Origin of the sequence: Streptococcus rupicaprae, assembly GCF_040545225.1 — a bacterium.
Lineage (GTDB): Bacteria > Bacillota > Bacilli > Lactobacillales > Streptococcaceae > Streptococcus > Streptococcus rupicaprae.
Genome location: NZ_JBEPLO010000017.1, coordinates 38,582 through 56,741, shown reverse-complemented (window position 1 = coordinate 56,741; position 18,160 = coordinate 38,582). Strand labels below are relative to the sequence as shown.

19 protein-coding genes are annotated in these 18,160 nt (G+C 46.4%); all 19 read left to right on the top strand.

The genetic code is table 11. From position 1 onward, the window contains the following. On the top strand, positions 1-1,143 hold a 1,143-nt coding region (locus ABID29_RS08095; protein WP_354365654.1), incomplete at its 5' end, for a MucBP domain-containing protein. A 454-nt stretch (positions 1,144-1,597) separates the two neighbouring features. Next, positions 1,598-1,849: a hypothetical protein gene (locus ABID29_RS08090; RefSeq protein ID WP_354365653.1), complete on the top strand. Its 252-nt coding sequence runs from the start codon at positions 1,598-1,600 to the stop codon at positions 1,847-1,849. Positions 1,850-1,984: 135 nt separating this feature from the next. Further along, on the top strand, positions 1,985-3,415 hold the full coding sequence (locus ABID29_RS08085; protein WP_354365652.1) for a 6-phospho-beta-glucosidase: 1,431 nt from the start codon (positions 1,985-1,987) through the stop codon (positions 3,413-3,415). 58 nt (positions 3,416-3,473) lie between these two features. Next, entirely contained in the window at positions 3,474-3,713 is a 240-nt protein-coding gene (locus ABID29_RS08080) for a SemiSWEET transporter (RefSeq protein WP_354365651.1), read from the top strand. Positions 3,714-3,722: 9 nt separating this feature from the next. Next, a complete protein-coding gene (locus tag ABID29_RS08075; protein WP_354365650.1) occupies positions 3,723-4,067 on the top strand; it encodes a PTS cellobiose transporter subunit IIB in 345 nt (114 codons plus the stop codon). A gap of 341 nt (positions 4,068-4,408) precedes the next feature. Then, a complete protein-coding gene (locus ABID29_RS08070) occupies positions 4,409-4,723 on the top strand; it encodes a PTS cellobiose transporter subunit IIB (protein WP_354365649.1) in 315 nt (104 codons plus the stop codon). 67 nt (positions 4,724-4,790) lie between these two features. After that, entirely contained in the window at positions 4,791-6,797 is a 2,007-nt protein-coding gene (locus tag ABID29_RS08065) for a BglG family transcription antiterminator (RefSeq protein WP_354365648.1), read from the top strand. Then, positions 6,794-7,108, top strand: coding sequence for a PTS cellobiose transporter subunit IIA (locus ABID29_RS08060; protein ID WP_354365647.1), 315 nt, complete (start codon positions 6,794-6,796; stop codon positions 7,106-7,108). Before ABID29_RS08065 ends, ABID29_RS08060 begins: the two co-directional genes overlap by 4 nt. Before the next feature lie 11 nt (positions 7,109-7,119). After that, positions 7,120-7,638 carry a hypothetical protein gene (locus ABID29_RS08055; RefSeq protein ID WP_354365646.1) on the top strand — a complete coding sequence of 173 codons (519 nt, stop codon included), beginning with the start codon at positions 7,120-7,122 and terminating at the stop codon, positions 7,636-7,638. A gap of 30 nt (positions 7,639-7,668) precedes the next feature. After that, entirely contained in the window at positions 7,669-9,036 is a 1,368-nt protein-coding gene (gene celB, locus ABID29_RS08050; protein ID WP_354365645.1) for a PTS cellobiose transporter subunit IIC, read from the top strand. Positions 9,037-9,399: 363 nt separating this feature from the next. Next, a complete protein-coding gene (locus tag ABID29_RS08045; protein ID WP_354365644.1) occupies positions 9,400-11,061 on the top strand; it encodes a ribonuclease J in 1,662 nt (553 codons plus the stop codon). 208 nt (positions 11,062-11,269) lie between these two features. Continuing rightward, positions 11,270-12,049 (top strand): alpha/beta hydrolase, encoded by a 780-nt coding sequence (locus ABID29_RS08040; RefSeq protein WP_354365643.1) that lies wholly within the window; start codon positions 11,270-11,272, stop codon positions 12,047-12,049. A 206-nt stretch (positions 12,050-12,255) separates the two neighbouring features. Beyond that, complete coding sequence (locus tag ABID29_RS08035) at positions 12,256-12,612, top strand: hypothetical protein (RefSeq protein WP_354365642.1); 357 nt, start codon at positions 12,256-12,258, stop codon at positions 12,610-12,612. A gap of 127 nt (positions 12,613-12,739) precedes the next feature. After that, positions 12,740-13,732, top strand: coding sequence for an aspartate--ammonia ligase (gene asnA, locus ABID29_RS08030; protein WP_354365641.1), 993 nt, complete (start codon positions 12,740-12,742; stop codon positions 13,730-13,732). 2 nt (positions 13,733-13,734) lie between these two features. Continuing rightward, positions 13,735-14,781, top strand: coding sequence for an MmcQ/YjbR family DNA-binding protein (locus ABID29_RS08025; RefSeq protein WP_354365640.1), 1,047 nt, complete (start codon positions 13,735-13,737; stop codon positions 14,779-14,781). A 44-nt stretch (positions 14,782-14,825) separates the two neighbouring features. Beyond that, positions 14,826-16,736: an ABC-F family ATP-binding cassette domain-containing protein gene (locus ABID29_RS08020; RefSeq protein WP_354365639.1), complete on the top strand. Its 1,911-nt coding sequence runs from the start codon at positions 14,826-14,828 to the stop codon at positions 16,734-16,736. Beyond that, a complete protein-coding gene (locus ABID29_RS08015; protein WP_354365638.1) occupies positions 16,737-16,967 on the top strand; it encodes a hypothetical protein in 231 nt (76 codons plus the stop codon). It begins immediately after the preceding gene. A 6-nt stretch (positions 16,968-16,973) separates the two neighbouring features. Continuing rightward, entirely contained in the window at positions 16,974-17,165 is a 192-nt protein-coding gene (locus ABID29_RS08010) for a hypothetical protein (protein WP_354365637.1), read from the top strand. 112 nt (positions 17,166-17,277) lie between these two features. Beyond that, the gene (locus tag ABID29_RS08005; protein WP_354365636.1) at positions 17,278-18,141 is read left to right on the top strand and encodes an Rgg/GadR/MutR family transcriptional regulator; all 864 of its coding nucleotides are present in this window, start codon (positions 17,278-17,280) and stop codon (positions 18,139-18,141) included. Positions 18,142-18,160 lie beyond the last annotated feature (19 nt).

The window sequence follows — 18,160 nt, the reverse complement described above, 5'->3', positions numbered from 1 at the left end:
TATTCAACAACTCCGAAAGAGTTCCCGGGTTATGTTCTGGTGAAGGTAGATGAGACCGGAGCTCCATCAATTGGTACAGTTGAAGAGGGTGAGAAGACCGTTACTTATATCTATAAGAAGGTTGAAACACCAGCACCGACTCCAGATCCTAAGACCGGTTCCGTCCTTGTTCGTCACATCACAGAAGATGGTACTGTTCTTGAAGGCCCAAGCGACGTGGTTCGTGATGGCGAGGTAGGTTCAGACTATTCTACTAGCGTAGGGAACTTCCCAGGTTACACATTTGTGAAGGTAGATGAGACCGGAGCTCCGTCAACTGGTACAGTTGAAGAGGGTGAGAAGACCGTTACTTATATCTATAAGAAGGTTGAAACACCAGCGCCGACTCCTAAAGGATCAGTCATCGTTAAATATGTTGATGAGACAGGAAAAGAAATCAAGGCTCCTGTAACGGATACTAAGGACGCCGATGTTTCTAGTCCTTACGATACCAAAGATAATAAGCCATCGAGAATTACCTTTGAAGGTGATACTTATGAGTTGGTTAAATTCAAGGATGGAGATAAGGAAGTTGGAGTAGTTGTAGAAGGCCAAACGACTGTCACTTATATCTATAAGAAGGTTGAGAAGAAAACGCCAATCAAGCAAGCAGGTACTGTTACTGTTTACTATGAGGATGAAAATGGCAATCTCATTAAAACACCAAATCCGATTGCACCGAGTGGGACAGAGGCAGGTACTGGTTACGATTCAACAACATCGACCAATCGTCCTGAGAAAATTATCAAGGATGGAGTGACCTATGTTTTAGTTCAAAAAGAACCTAAACAGGGATCAGATTCACCAACAGGAAAAGTAGAAGCAGGCAAGGATAAGACGATTACTTATGTCTATAAGAAAGTGACAACGACTCCGGAGGCACCTTCTGATCAAATCGAGCCGACCAACTCTACTTCTAATAAGGTTGGAGGATCAACTGGGCAATCAACTTCTACTGTTCGTGTGGTACCAAATTCGGGTGCACGTCGCAATCTTCCATCAACTGGTGATTCAGTAAGTATTGCAGCAACAATCGGCCTTACAGCATTATCAGTTCTTACGCTAGGTCAATTGGCTAAAAATCGCCAACGTGATGAAAAATAAGCTGTTTAGCTAGAATTTTGAAGAAGAAATTGAAGAGTGAGCTTCCCTTAATAGTCTTGGGAAGCTCTTCTTTTCTGATTTAGAAACTCCTTTCTGTTGATTGACTGATTTTATGTAATTGACATGAAAGCTAAAGGTGAGGAGAAGTTATGCCTTAATTCTTTTCTTGACTTTTGGAATCGCTTCCTGTATAATTGACTTAAAAATTAGAGGAGGGAATTAGGATGATTGCTAGAAAAAGCCAATCTTTAGCCAGACGAGCAGCCTGCACACAACCGGGTTACCCCTGTTTTTCAGACCCTCCAGGAGTTCTTGCCTTTTAATGGAGTAAGGGGAATGGGTGGCCTATGGAAGAGAGAATAGCTTAAGGTCAGCTTCCTACCGTGATTCAGACAAAGGGGACATGGTGCCCTCAGCAAGGCATGTCTTTTAAAAAGACCAGAAAGAGAACCGTATGACAACTGAAAAAGAAATCAAAAAAACAACTCAATACCAAATCCACTTTAAAGATGGAGTCCCAGACTTGACCAAGCCTGCTTTTCAGGAGCATTTGACACCGGTCAAGACAGTTGGGGACATGGTGATTGTTAATAGCAGCATCTCAGATGTTGAGCTACGTCAATTAATTATGAATGAAACAGGACTTCCTGCTAAGTCAGTCATTGTTGTCCCGCTTAAGAAATACGCGATCGGGCATGTGTTTTAAAATAAGTCTGTGAAAGGAGCTGAACCAGGTGTTTAGCTCCTTTTTCCGTATCGTTAAGGAAAAAACTTCTATGTTGCTATCGCTTTCAGGAGAGTATAATGGCAGTATGACGATCATCAAATGAGGAGGTGCCGTATGGCAACATTTAAAGAAGGTTTTCTCTGGGGCGGTGCTGTAGCAGCCCATCAATTAGAAGGCGGATGGCAAGAAGGTGGTAAGGGAATCAGCGTGGCGGACGTCATGACAGCTGGCCGTCACGGTGTTCCGCGTGAGATTACGCCAGGAGTTCTTGAAGGCAAGTATTACCCTAACCATGAGGCGATTGATTTTTACCATCGTTACAAGGAGGATATCGCTCTCTTTGCGGAAATGGGTTTCAAGTGTTTTAGGACATCCATTGCTTGGACACGGATTTTCCCTAAGGGAGATGAGCTGAAGCCAAACGAAGAAGGGTTGCAGTTTTACGATGCTCTCTTTGAGGAGTGTTTGAAATATGGCATTGAGCCTGTTGTTACATTGTCGCATTTTGAGTTGCCTTACCATCTGGTGACGGAGTACGGAGGTTTTCGGAACCGTAAGACCATTGATTTCTTCGTGCGGTTTGCGGAAGTCTGCTTCAAGCGTTACAAGGACAAGGTGAAATACTGGATGACCTTTAACGAAATCAACAACCAAGCCAACTACCAAGAAGATTTTGCGCCCTTCACCAACTCTGGCATTGTCTACCAAGAAGGTGAAAATCGTGAGGAAATCATGTATCAGGCAGCCCACTACGAGTTGGTCGCATCTGCCCAGGCCGTGAAAATCGGTAAGGCCATCAATCCTGATTTTGAGATTGGTTGCATGATTGCCATGTGCCCTATCTATCCTGCGACCTGCAATCCTAAGGATATTCTTTTGGCCCAGAAGGCCATGCAAAAACGCTACTATTTTACAGATGTTCACGTTCATGGCTTCTATCCAGAACACATCTTTAAGTATTGGGAGCGCAAAGGATTCAACATTGATATTACCGATCAGGACAAGCAAGACTTGTTAGAAGGCACTGTTGACTATATCGGTTTTAGTTACTATATGTCCTTTGCCATTTCGTATCACCGTGATAACCCTCACTATGATTACCTAGAGACGGAAGATTTGGTTAAGAATGAGTATGTCAAAGCTTCTGAATGGGACTGGCAGATTGATCCTGAGGGCTTGCGTTACGCCCTCAACTGGTTTACAGACATGTATCACTTGCCGCTCTTTATTGTGGAAAATGGCTTTGGCGCCATTGACCAAGTGAAAGAGGATGGCATGGTGCATGATGATTACCGCATTGACTACCTTGGGGCTCACATCAAGGAGATGAAAAAAGCAGTGGTCGAAGATGGTGTCGATCTCATGGGTTACACCCCTTGGGGCTGTATCGATTTGGTATCTGCTGGGACGGGTGAAATGCGCAAGCGCTACGGTTTTATCTATGTTGACAAAGACGATGAAGGTCAGGGCACTTACGAACGCTCTCCTAAAAAATCCTTTGGATGGTACAAGACGGTCATTGCAAGCAATGGCGAAATCATTTAGAAATTGGAAAATAGACAGGAGCGGGTTTAGCAGGCTCGCTCCTCTTTAAGGAGATGTTATGATTGGAGTTATTGCGGCCTGTCTCACGACACTGGCCTTTCTACCGCAGGTTATCAAGACTGTTCAGACCAAGGATACCTCGGGCATTTCCCTGGGCATGTATGCCATGCAGGTAACGGGGATTTTCCTATGGCTCTGCCACGGGATTAGGATTGGGGATTTACCGCTGATTATGGCAAATGCTGTTTCCTTTGTCCTGTCTGGGATTATCTTGGTCTATAAAATCAGGTATAAATAGGAGAGGGATATGGCCAAAGAGGTTTTACTCATGTGTGCTGGCGGGATGTCTTCTTCTTTGATGGCTAAAAAGGTCACAGCGTATTTAGCAGAAAGAGGACAGGATATTTTAGTCACTGCTAGAGGTGTTGGTCACGGTAAGGCAGAATTGGAAAAATCTGCTGCCTATGATCTCTATCTTTTGAGCCCTCAGGTTCGCATGTATTTTGAAGCTCTGGACCAACTGGCTAAGAAAAAACAGAAAGAGCTTGTCCAGGTCCCTGGTCCTGCCTATGTCCCAGTTCCGAAAGGAATTGCCCTGATGGCAGATCTTATTTTAGAAGGGCTAGGGGCCAAGGAGATGAGAGAATCTTGATTGACCAAAGCAATTCTTTGCAGGTCTGCAAGCAACTGCTTTGAAAAAACGAGTTGGCGTAAGAAGTGGGCGGCAGCGTGACTATGAGCTTCCTCATGACGTCTGGAAGGACATTGAGACTATTTCTTGGCAAACAAGTCCAGATGCTGACTAAGGTTCTGTCAGATTTGAGATTAACCATCTGTCTTGGTCTCGCTTGATTTTTCGTGAGCATGGGTCGGAGAAGCGGAAATTTCCGCCAGGAACTTCCGTATCAATGCGGAAAAAATCTAAATTCACAGTGAAAACGTTTTAGTATACAATAAGACTATCTTAAAAAATTACTCAAAGGAGCTATTATTATGGCAAAAGCGTTAATCATTTGTGCAGCAGGCATGTCTTCTTCCTTGATGGCTAAAAAGACGACAGAATTCTTGAAATCAAAAGGTCATGAAATCGAAGTGGATGCGATTAATGCCAACGAAGGTGGCAAAGCTATTGAGGCTGGGACATTTGATCTTTACCTGGTAAGCCCTCAAACCAAGATGTACTACAAACAGTTCTCAGAAGCAGCTGAGCGCAATGGTCGCAAGATTGCTCAAATTCCACCACAAGCTTACATTCCAATTCCGATGGGTATTGAGAAAATGGCAAATCTAATCTTAGAAAACATCTAAGCCATTTAGCTGCCTCTAAGGAAACTATGGTAAAGTTGAGTCTGATTGATGAAATGGAGGCTCGGACATGTTAACCAATAAGGAAAAACGACTGGTCCAGTATTTATTGCAACATAAGGAAGAATTTACCACTAGTATGGCTCTGGCGGAGCATCTGTCCTGTTCGGACCGTACCATTAGGACCTATATCCGGTCCATTGTGGATGCCTTGGAAGCAATCGATGGTGTCACACTGTTATCCAAGCAAGGTCAGGGCTATCGCTTAGAGTTTGCAGATGAAGTCCGTTATCGACAGTTTTCGGAACAATTCCAGCCGACAGACCCACTCTTCAAAAATACAGAGGAAGTCGACCTCAACGACCGTCATAGCTACATTCTCAACAAGCTGCTCTTAGAGCAGGAGAATCTCTACTTTGACGATCTGGTGGAGGAGCTCTACGTCAGTCGTTCGACCCTTTCCAATGATTTCAAGAAAATCCGTAAGGATTTAGAAGCTTATGGCTTGAGCATTGAAAGCAAGGCCAACAGGGGCGTCTATGTCAAGGGAGATGAGCAGGCCATCAGGCGGTTCATCATGGACTATTTCTTCAACAGTAGCTTTTTCCAAAGCCTCTACCAGTATGTGGGAGATGAGCTGGTCTACGGAAAAATTAACTTTGAGGCCCTGACCGTAATCGTCTTAGACGAGTGCCGAGAAGCGCAATTAAAATTGTCCGACTTTGTCATCCAAAACTTGGTGGTCCATATCGCTCTGGCTATCAGGCGATTGGCAGAAGGGTTTAAAATTTCTGCCATTGAAGATCAACTGATTCAAACACATAGCAAGGAATACCAAGCGGCTAAGAATATCTTGGAACGTGTGAGCTTGTCAACGCGGCTGGATTTTCCCAAAGAAGAAGTCGCTTATATCACCTTACACTTGTTGGCCAAGGGACAGTTGAGTCAGACCGACAGCCAAGAAAGCCATATCGAGCGAATGCGGCAGGAATTGGTAGAAAGCCTTGAAGCTTCTGATAATATTGAAATTGCTGGATTGACAGGTGATTTTCAGTTTATGGAAGGTCTGATGACCCATCTAGGAACCCTTTATCTGAGGTTAGCCAATCAAATTGTTCTGGAAAATCCACTTCTGGAAGATATCAAGGCTAATTATTTGCCTACCTTTGACTTGGCCAAAAACATCTTGAGGCAGATGCCAACCTTCGCAACCTATGGCTTGTCCGAGGATGAGATTGCCTATGTGGCTCTTCATTTTATGGCTGCTCAGGAACGTTTCAAAGAGTCGCGGAAGTATAATGTCCTTGTGATCTGTGCGACAGGTTATGGGTCGGCTCAGATGCTTCGCAGCCGTATCGAGAATGAACTCCGTCAGTATGTGCATATAGTGGATGTGATTGGCTACTATGAGATCACAGACCAGAAGTTACAGGGCATTGATTTCATTATCTCGTCCATCGATTTGTCTAATCTGATCTTCAATGTGCCCGTCTTTACAACCTCTGTCTTCCTGAAAGAAGAAGAGTTGCATGAGATTCGCCAGCAAATTGAAACCCTAGCCCGTTCTGGCTATCGTCCTGAGCAAGTAGGAGCAGGAGAGCAGGAGAGCTTTGCTCAACTCTTTGATTGCTACTTCTCAGCGGATACCTTCTTGATAGAAGGTTCGGGGGGGGCGAACAAAAACGCCTTACTGCGTGAGATGGTTGCGAGATTAGGCCGTGATGAGGAGGAAGCATTTGTTGATCGTATGCTGGACTTGATGGCCCAGAGAGAACAGCTCAGCTCTGTCCTTTTTAGTGAAGCGATTGCGGTTCCGCATCCGATCAAGCCAGTCGCTAGTCGGTTGAAAATGGCAGTGGCCTTGATTCCCAAAGGCCTTGTCTGGGAAGAGGGGGTTGATCAGATACGGTTTATCTTCCTCCCTGCACTGAGCAAGGGAAGCAACGATGGTTTAAAGGTCTTAACCAAGGCGATTGTCGACTTAGTTGATCGGCCAGAGATCCAAGAAAAACTCTTGGCTTGCCAGACTTTTGAAGCCTTTAGAAACATAATGATAGAAGTAGGAGGAGAATCATGAATCCAGAAGATGTGCAAGTTGTTGCCTTTGAGATTATCTTAAACAGCGGCAACGCAAGAACTATTGTCCATGAAGCATTTGCAGCCATGCGTGAGGGCAACTATGACCTAGCTGCAGAAAAATTAGAAGAATCCAACAAGGAATTGCTCTTGGCCCACCAAGCCCAGACCAAGCTCTTGCACGAGTATGCTGGCGGGACAGAGATCAAGATTGAAATTATTATGGTCCATGCCCAAGACCACTTGATGACCACCATGACCTTGAGAGAAGTCGCTCTTGAAATGTTGGAACTCTATAAGCGCGTGCCTTAAGGAAGAATCTTATGACAAAAGCGATTCATTCAAAGGCCATTAGAAAGCAAGAAGCGGAGCAGGCTAGAAAAGAGGCGGCCTTGAAGAGTACCAAGTTTAGCCGCTATCTCTTGATTCGCTATACCTTAGCAGGCTTCTTCTTCGCCAACCTTTACTGGTTGCTAGCCATTTGTTTCAATTGGAATTGGTATGGACTTTTACCGATCGGCCTGTTAGCCCTGAGCATTTTGGCTATTGCTGAGCAGGTTAGAATGTACGGTACGGATCAGGTTTACTTAGCTTGGACCAAACGATTCTTTCAGGTTCAACTGTTCTTATTGGTCATTCTCTTGGCGCTTTGCCACTTGCCAAAACAACTGACACTGCTTTATCCAGTGTTCAGTGATTCACCAGCTACCAAGGTCTTTTTATCTCTGATCTGGTTGCTTGGTATTGGGCTTGCTCTGTTGAATCTTAGGCGGATTGCTCTTATTGCGGACAATAAGGACAAGGCCTATCAGCGGATCAAGCAACTAGAAAAATTTGTCTAATATAAAAAATTTTTGGAGGAGGTTATCCACATGGAAAATCAAGGTGGATTATTCGGTTTCTTAGAGAACCACGTGATGGGGCCAATGGGGAAATTGGCACAGTTTAAGGTGGTTCGTGCAATTACGGCAGCAGGTATGGCAGCAGTGCCATTCACTATCGTTGGCTCAATGTTCTTGGTATTCTCTATTATTCCATTAGCATTTTCATTTTGGCCATTCGTTGGCGATATCTTCGCTGCTTCATTTGATAAGTTTACATCTTTGTATATGATTGCTAACTATGCAACCATGGGCTCTTTGTCGCTTTACTTCTGTTTGGCTTTGGGTTACGAGTTAACTAAAATCTATGCCGATGAAGAAGGATTGAATTTGACACCGATTAACGGTGCCTTGCTGTCGCTATTTGCCTTTATCATGACAGTGCCTCAGTTGATTTTTGATGGTGGTGTGATGAAGGCCATTCAAAACCTAGAAGAAGGCGCAGTTGTTGTAGATGGTTGGGCTATGGGGAACGGTGTGTCTCGTTTCGGGACGACTGGTATCTTTACGGCCATCATCATGGCTGTTGTGGCAGTTTTACTCTACCGTCTCTGCGTGAAAAATAACTGGGTTATCAAGATGCCAGATGCCGTTCCAGAAGGAGTTTCTCGTGGTTTTACTGCCTTGATCCCAAGCTTTGTAACAGCTTTCTTTGTTTTGATTCTCAACGGTGCCCTTATCGCTATGGGAACAGACATTTTCAAAGTCATCGCTATTCCATTTAGTTTCGTATCTGGCTTGACCAACTCATGGATCGGTATCATGATCATCTACCTGTTGACGCAGTTGCTCTGGGTTGTAGGGATCCACGGTGCCAATATCGTCTTTGCCTTTGTTAGCCCAATCGCTCTTGCCAATATGTCTGCCAATGCTGCAGGTGCTAACTTTGCGGTTGCTGGTGAGTGGTCTAACATGTTTGTTATCGCTGGTGGTTCTGGGGCAACTCTAGGTCTCTGTATCTGGTTGGCAACACGTGCTAAGTCTGAGCAGTTGAGTGCTATCGGTAAGGCTTCCTTGGTACCAGGTATCTTTAACATCAACGAACCATTGATCTTTGGTATTCCTATCATTTATAATCCAGCGCTGGCTATTCCATTCATCTTAGCACCAATGGCTTCTGCGACAATCTACTATGTGGTTAATTCCTTGCAGTTGATTCGTCCAGTTATCGCCAATGTGCCTTGGCCAACACCAGTTGGTATCGGTGCATTCCTAGGAACAGCAGATGTCAAAGCTATTCCAGTGGCCTTAGTGTGTGCCTTGGCTTCCTTCTTGGTATACTACCCGTTCATCCGTGCTTACGATAAGAAATTGTACACTGAAGAACAAGGTGCCGCAGTTGATTCTACTATCATCTAAAATAAACTTGGAAAAAACTAGTTCTTTGTGGACTAGTTTTTATCATTGATTTTTGCCCCACTCCACTTTTGTTTTTAGACCAAAAATAGGGTATAATAATAGGGATAGGCAAGGAGAGCTTGCCAGCATCCCTCGGCAATTGAGTGAAAAACATTGAAAACCAATAGCGCTAGGAAATGTCTAGGCTAGTCCGTTTTCAGTTGACTTTCATCTGGATTTTAGAGGGATTAGACTGTTAGCGACTTGGTCAAACCGTTGGCGACCGAGGACCGTCGTAAAGAAAACAAGGACTTGTCTGATCTTTTAGGAGGACGGCACTTAGCCTCCTGACTTTAGAAAGTCCGACAAGAAAAAGGAGAAACAATGCAGCAGATTAAAATTATGGCGCTGGGTGGGGTTCGTGAAAATGGGAAGAACCTTTATTTGGCAGAGATTGAAGAGACGATTTTTGTTATGGATGCGGGGCTGAAATACCCTGAAAATGACCAGTTGGGAGTGGATCTGGTCATCCCAAATATGGACTACCTCCAAGAAAACAAGGACCGAGTGGCAGGGGTCTTTCTGACCCACGGGCATGCGGATGCGATTGGAGCCTTGCCTTATTTGTTGGCCAAGGTCAAGGTGCCTGTCTTTGGTTCGGAGTTAACGATTGAATTGGCTAAGTTAGTGGTCAAAGATTATGCCCCGACCAAGTCCTTTAACGATTTTCATGTTATCAATGCCGAGACTGAGATTGATTTTGGGGTGACGGAAGTGTCTTTCTTTAAGACCACCCACTCGATTGCAGAAAGTTTGGGGCTGGTCTTTAAAACGCCAGCTGGCAATATTGTTTACACTGGCGACTTCAAATTTGACCAGGCAGCGACCGAGGACTATCAGACGGATCTGGCTCGCTTGGCTGAAATTGGCCGTGAAGGGGTCCTAGCCCTGCTTAGTGATTCGGCCAATGCGGACAGTAAGATCCAAATTGCCAGCGAACGTGAAGTGGCAGACGAAGTAGCCAACGTCATCGGTGATTGCCAAGGGCGTGTGATTGTGGCGGCTGTTGCCAGCAACTTGTCACGGATTCAGCAGATTTTTGATGCCGCTGATGTGACCGGCAGACGGGTACTGTTGACGGGGCTTGACGTGGAAAATATTGTCCGCACAGCGATGAAGCTTAATAAACTTAAGATTTCCAACGAACGTTTGATGATTAAGCCCAAGGATCTGAGTCGTTTTGCAGATCACGAGTTGGTGATTTTAGAGACAGGCCGAATCGGTGAGCCTTTGGAAGGGCTTCGTAAGATGGCTGTTGGTCGTCACCGCTATATCAGCATCAAAGAAGGGGATACGGTCTTTATTGCAACGACACCGACAGTAGCCAAGGAAGCCTTTGTGGCTAGGGTAGAGAACTTGATCTACAAGGCAGGCGGTGAAGTCAAGTCTGTTACCAATAATCTGCGAGTATCAGGTCATGCCAATTTCCGTGACCTACAGATGATGATCAATATCCTGAAGCCAAAATTCCTCTTCCCGATTCAAGGAGAGTACCGCCAGTTGGCTGCCCATGCAGATGCAGCGCAAGAGGTGGGGATTTTACCTGAAAATATCCTCATCATGAAGCGCGGTGACGTCATGGTGTACGAAGACGGTGACTTCTTACATAGCGGTTCTGTGCCGACAGGGGATGTCTTGCTGGATGGCCAGGCCATTGGTGATTTGGGCGATGTAGTCCTGCGGGATCGTAAGATTCTCTCAGAAGATGGTATTTTCATCGTGGCGATGACGGTTAACCGCAAGCAGAGGAAACTCATTGCCAAGGCTAAGGTTCATACACGTGGTTTCGTCTATGTGAAAAAGAGCAAGGATATTTTGAGTGAGGCGGCTGAATTAGCCAATCGTGCAGTCGAAGACTATTTGGCTAAGGATCAGTTCGAATGGGCAGAGCTGAAAAACTTGGTGCGTGATGAATTAGGCAAATACCTCTTTGACCAGACCAAGCGTCGGCCAGCTGTGCTTCCTGTATTGATGGAAGTCCGCTAGACATGAAAAAACCTGTATTTTTAAAAGTAGCAGAATATATGGAAGAGACTGGGGGACCTGGTCTTAGCTCAGCTCAGCCTGAGCTTTGATCGTTTAGGAGCAATAGCAAGCCAACCTAAAAGGGTCTGTGCTCCTAGCCTCATGGTTGATGTGTTACTTTTGAGATACAGGTTCTTTATTTACCTACATTTTTAAAGGAGAAAGATTTATGGCTGTTTTTGAAATAGAGTATTCATCTCAAGTGTTGGGACAGTATCGCCAGGTCAGTGTGATTTACCCAGATAGGGATTATCTGGAGCCAGATGAGCCAGATACGGATATCCCGGTGCTCTATCTTTTGCATGGTATGGGAGGGAACCACCAGTCGTGGCGGTCTCGGACCAGTTTGGAACGGCTGGTTCGGAAAACTAACTTGATTGTCGTCATGCCCAATACGGAAAATGGTTTTTACACCAACACGACCTACGGGGTTGATTATTATGATGCGATTGCTGAGGAGTTGCCTCAGGTTTTGAAGCGTTTCTTTCCCCAAATGACGCAAAAGCGTGAGAAGACCTTTATCGCGGGCTTGTCTATGGGAGGCTACGGTGCCTTCAAATTGGCTTTCTTGACCAATCGCTTTGCCTACGCAGGGTCATTTTCAGGTGCCTTAGGATTTGATACCAGCCTACGAGGAGATAGCGAGAAAGAAATTGCCTACTGGAAGGGGATTTTTGGCGAGGATTCAGCCTTTGAGGCCAGTGACAATAATCTGCTGATCGCAGCCAAAGGCTTTGACGGAGGAACCAAGCTCTACGCCTGGTGTGGTGAGCAGGATTTTCTCTTTGAGACCAATCAAAAGGCAATCAAGGATTTTCGGTCACTGGGCCTAGAGCTTGATTATCGGACCTCGCCAGGCCGTCATGAATGGTATTACTGGGAGCAGCAGCTAAATGTGTTCCTGGAGCTGTTGCCGATTAACTACGTCAAGGAAGAGCGCCTATCGTAAGTCTAAGAATTGGTACCTCCTTATTCTTCACTAGTAGCTTGCTGGATTTAAGCAAGAAAATGGCCTGTTAGAAGGTTTAAGCTTTTTTTGAGATTGGTTGTTTATGATGGAACCTACGATTGTAGGGCTGATTTTTAGCAGAGATTAGAAAAAACGGTGCCTATAGATTCGTGTCACCGAAAAGGACCAATCCAAGGAGGTAAGCCATGAAAACCTTACGTTATTTAGCCCATCTTTATCCCCAGCAGTTGCTCTTGCTCTTGCTCAATAGCAGCCTCTTTATCTGGCTGAGAGTTACCGTTTCAAATCTTTTAGAGACTTCAGGGATTGCCGAAAAATATGCACTCTATGCACCAGATTGGTTAAAAAGCTTGACCAACAACAGTTTTTTAGCCTTTGAAGACTTCTTGGAGACCTCCTCCTGGGCCTGGTTGGTAGCTAGCCTGATTCTTATAGTCCTCTGGCGATGGTTATCGCGCTTGATCAGGTTTGTTTTTTTGCTTGCCCTGTTGGCTATTGTTGTTTGGTTGATTTACAAAGCGAAAGTTTGGCAACAGCTTTAAAAAGGATTAGGGATTTTAGGGGCATTTAAATAAGAAAAATGATGAAATGAGCCTCATCAGCTGGTTTCATCTTTCTTTTTTTTTGAAAAGTGGTACAATAGGTCTATCTATTTTTGAAAGGGTACCTATGAAAAAAAGTTTTATTGATCAGCAAGAAGAAATTTCATTTGTTAAAAATACCTTTACCCAGTACTTGATTGATAAGTTGGATATCGTTGAGGTGCAGGGACCGATTCTTAGCCGAGTTGGCGATGGTATGCAGGATAATCTATCTGGGGTAGAAAATGCTGTGACCGTCCATGTCAAACTGATTCCTGACGCGGTTTATGAGGTTGTGCACTCTTTGGCCAAGTGGAAACGCCATACATTGGCACGATTCGGATTCAATGAAGGAGAAGGTCTCTTTGTTCACATGAAGGCTCTTCGACCTGATGAAGATTCACTAGATCCGACGCATTCGGTCTATGTGGATCAGTGGGACTGGGAAAAGGTCATTCCAACAGGGCGAAGAAATTTGGCCTATCTCAAGGAAACTGTGGAGCAGATTTACAAGGCTATCCGCCTGACCGAGTTAGCAGTCGAAGCCCGCTATGATATCGAGTCAGTCCTGCCCAAGCAGATTACCTTTATCCACACGGAAGACTTGGTTGCCCGCTATCCGGACTTGACCAGCAAGGAACGGGAAAATGCCATCGCCAAGGAGTACGGTGCGGTCTTTCTAATCGGGATCGGTGGCGAGTTGGCAGACGGTAAACCGCATGATGGTAGAGCTCCTGACTACGATGACTGGACAACGCCCTCTGAAGCGGGCTACAAGGGCTTGAACGGGGATATTTTGGTGTGGAATGAGGAACTTGGAACAGCCTTTGAATTGTCCTCAATGGGCATTCGGGTCGACCAGGAAGCCCTGCGCCATCAGTGCCTCTTGACCAACACTGTGGAGCGCCTCAATTTTGATTGGCACCGGTCTCTCTTGGCTGGCGAGTTTCCTCTGTCCATTGGTGGCGGTATCGGTCAATCCCGTCTGGCCATGTTCCTGCTCCGTAAAAAGCATATCGGTGAGGTCCAGTCCAGCGTCTGGCCGACAGCTGTTCGAGAAGAATTTGATAATATTTTATAAAGATGTTAGTAGAAGAGCAGATTTTCCAAGATAAGACCTTTGACCAAGACCAGCTACTGGCTTTTGGTTTTCAAAGAGAATCGGACCAGTATTGCTATCATGAAACTCTCCTAGATGGCCAATTCGAAGCTCGCATACAGGTGACAGAGCAAGGCCAACTGCTTGGTCAGCTGATGGATACAGATCTAGGCGAAGAATACACTGCCTTTAGAACCAATCAAGTAGGGGCCTTTGTTGGCCAAGTTCGCGAAGCTTATCAGGAACTTTTGGAGCGCATTGCAGGAGTTTGCTGTTATGAGAAGGCCCTCCAATCCTCACAAGGTTATCGACTGGAAGCATATCTGGCTACAGCCTATAATGACGCGCCAGAGGAGTTTGGGCGCTTCAAGGGAATTTTCACCTTCCGTCATCCAGCTAATCAGAAGTGGTACCTCCTTGCTATGACCATGCCCTTTGGGAAATTAGACTTGGGACAGGAAATTTACTCAACTGACCAATTAGCAGCATCTGTTGAAGTCGTTAATCTCAAAATTAACCCAACCGATAAGGGCAGTTTGCTGGCTAAACCTAGCATTTACCCCAGCTACCACATGAACAAGACCCACTGGGTAACGGTGGTCTTGAATGGTGGCCTACCAGATGAGGAACTGTTTGATTTGGTGACGACCAGCCGTCAGTTGGTCGCCCAAGGTCAGGGACAGGCAGCTGTGACTGATGGTTATTGGCTGATTCCAGCTAACCCCAAATTGTATGATATTGACCAGGAATTTGCGGCTAGTCGCTTTGTGCCTTGGCCCCAGAAAAAAGGAGTGGCTGTTGGGCACGTGGTCTACATTTATCTGACAGCCCCTTACCGCTGTTTGCGCTATGCCTGTCGGGTGGTGGAGCTCCATGCTGATCGGCAGGAGATGGTGCTGGAGTGCCTAGCGACCTTTCCAGATGACCAGTACCCCATTGCCTTTTTGCAAGAACACGGTGTCAAAGCAGTCCGTAGCACCAGACGGATGACTCCTGACTTGGTCAAGGCCCTAAAAGCTGATAAATGGTGAGAAAAGCAGGGATGTTTCCTTGCTTTTTGTGCTATAATAGACCCATGATTATTTTCTCAGCCAACAAGATTGAACGCTCCTTTGCGGGCGATGTCCTTTTTGATAACATTTCCCTCCAGGTGGACGAGCGCGACCGCATTGCCCTGGTCGGCCGAAACGGTGCCGGCAAGTCCACCCTGCTCAAGATTCTGGTGGGCGAGGAGGCCCCGACCTCTGGCGACATCAGCAAGAAGCGTGACCTGTCTCTCTCCTATCTGGCCCAGGATAGTCGCTTTTCATCCGACAAGACCATCTACGCCGAGATGCTGGCTGTCTTTGATGACCTAAGAAAAATGGAGGCGCGTTTGCGGGCTATGGAGGGACAAATGGCAGAGCTGACAGGTGCTGCCTTTGATCGCTTGATGGCAGACTATGACCAGCTATCGGAGGACTTCCGCAGTCGTGGTGGCTTTACCTACGAAGCGGACCTCCGTGCGATCCTAAACGGCTTTAAGTTTGACGAGACCATGTGGGAGACTCCTATTGCCGAACTGTCTGGCGGGCAGAACACCCGTCTTGCCCTGGCCAAAATGCTCTTGGAGAAACCAGAGCTGCTGGTCCTGGACGAGCCGACTAACCACTTGGATATCGAAACCATTGCCTGGTTGGAAAACTACCTGACCCATTACCAAGGGGCCCTGATTATCGTCAGCCACGACCGTTATTTCCTGGACAAGGTGGCCACCATCACGCTGGACTTGACCCCGCATTCTCTTGACCGCTATGTAGGCAACTATTCCAAATTTATGGAGCTCAAGGCCCAGAAACTGGAGACGGAAGCCAAGAACTACGAGAAACAGGCCAAGGAAATTGCTAAACTGGAAGATTTTATCAACCGCAACATCGTCCGTGCCTCGACCACCAAGCGGGCTCAGTCTAGACGCAAGCAATTGGAAAAGATGGAGAGACTGGACAAGCCCCAAGCTGGGCAAAAATCTGCCAATATGACCTTCAGGTCAGAGAAATCTTCTGGCAATGTGGTCCTGACCCTTGATCAAGTCGCCATAGGCTATGGCAATGAGGTCTTAGCAAAGCCTATTTCATTGGACGTCCGAAAATATGACGCTATTGCTATCGTTGGTCCAAACGGTATTGGCAAGACCACTCTGATCAAGTCTATGGTCGGGCAACTGCCCTTCATTGAGGGCGAGGCAGTCCTGGGGGCTAATGTCGAGATGGGCTACTATGACCAAACCCAGTCGGCCCTGACCAAGACCAACACTGTTCTGGACGAGCTCTGGAACGCCTTTCCGACCACGCCAGAGGTGGAGATTCGCAACCGTCTGGGGGCCTTTCTCTTCTCTGGCGATGATGTCAAAAAGTCTGTTGCCATGCTGTCTGGCGGTGAAAAAGCGCGCTTGCTCCTCGCAAAACTCTCCATGGAAAACAATAACTTCCTGGTGCTGGACGAGCCGACCAACCACTTGGATATCGACAGCAAGGAAGTCCTGGAGAACGCCCTGATTGACTTTGACGGCACCCTGCTCTTTGTCAGCCACGACCGCTACTTTATCAACCGTGTTGCTACCAAAATCCTTGACATTTCAGCAGACGGCTCGACCCTCTATCTGGGCGATTATGATTATTATGTGGAGAAAAAAGCAGAGCAGGAAGCTAGACATCAAGCTGCTCAGCTGATAGCAGCTAGCCCAACTGACACCCCATCCGCTGGCGCTAGCGATTACCAGTCCCAAAAGGCAGACCAAAAAGAACGCCGCAAATTAGCCCGCCGGATCGACGAGATTGAAAACCAGCTAGAAACCCTAGAAAACCGCCAAGCAGAGATTAACCAAGCCATGCTGACCACCAACGACATCGGCCAACTGACCGACCTCCAGAAAGAGCTAGATGTGCTGGACAGTCAGCAACTGGAACTGATGGAAGAGTGGGAGACCTTGAGTGAGGAGTTGGAATAAGTGTATAAAGTTGTCACGACAGACGATTGTTTGACCTTGCATGAGGCTCTGTTGACTGATGTTTTCATTGGGGATAACCTCGTTTGGCGTTTCGCAGATGGTTTTGATGTCTCTGCTGCCCATTCCCTCAATCCAACAGGCCGGTATAAGCATACTGGTCCAGCTGAGGTTGAGATGGTCAATGCCCGTTTGGTTGATGCCATCGTTGCTTATGCACCTGATGGTTACTAGATTTCTTTGGACAATTTCAAAGAAGTTATTGAGGTCTTGTCTTTTAACTTTGACCCCGTTGCCAAGCTAGTCAAAACCTATTGTCAATTGGATACAAGTGGTTCCCTCATCGAGTACCACATCACCTGTGACCAGGTCTACTACAAATGGGACGACTTGCTTGAAGATGCCTGGCTTCAAGATTGGCCGCAGAAGTAGTTCGATGATATTAGCCGTCAAGCTGACACTATGGAGGAGTGGGAGACCTTGAATGAGGAGTTGGAGGACTAGAGCGCTTACCCCATTAATACGCTAGACGAAAGGAGTTTCCATGCCCGACTATGGTCCTATTTTTCGTGAGTTTCGACTCAATCGCCAGCTGACCTTGCAGGACGTGGCAGATGAGATGATTTCAGTTGCCCAACTGTCTCGTTTTGAGTGCGGCCGGTCGGACCTGTCTCTGAGCCGCTTCCTTCACATTTTGGAGAAGATCGGGTTGACAGCGGATGAGTTTATGGATCGGGTCAACAACTACCAGCGGATTGAGCAGATTCGCCTCATGGCTCAGATGGCCAAGTACCATTACCAAAGGAATCTAGCTGGTCTGGCGGCGATGGTGGCAGCAGAAGACGACAAATTAGCTACGGACCCTAACAACCGTTTGGCTAGCTTGAACCGTGTGCTCTTTCTAGGGGCCATAGCAGAGCTGGACAGCAGTCGGCCTCTGACACAGACTGATTTGGACCTGGTGTCAGACCATCTCTTTTGCACCGAGCAGTGGCAGATTAATGAGTTGATTTTGATCGGCAACCTCTATCGCTTTTATGACACGGCCAGTATCTGTCGGATGGTCGATGAGGTCGTCAAGCGCAAACTATTTTACCAAGAGATTGCCACCCACAGAAATCTGGTGGAAACAACGCTACTGAATGTGATGGAGACCATGGTGGAGCGTGGAGAGCTAGGCCATGCCAGCCGTTATGACAAGGTGCTAGCACCGCTAATCACCAATGAACGCAAGGCCTATCACCGCCTGATTTATCTCTATGTCAAAGGCTTTCTCAAGCAGGCACAAGGAGATAAAAGCGGGATAAGTGATATGGAGCATGCCATTCAAAGTTTTGCTTGGATGGGGTCAGACCATCATGCCAAAACCTATCAGGCGCATTTTGAGCGATGGATTCAGGAAGCCTAATTTACAAATATGCAAAAAA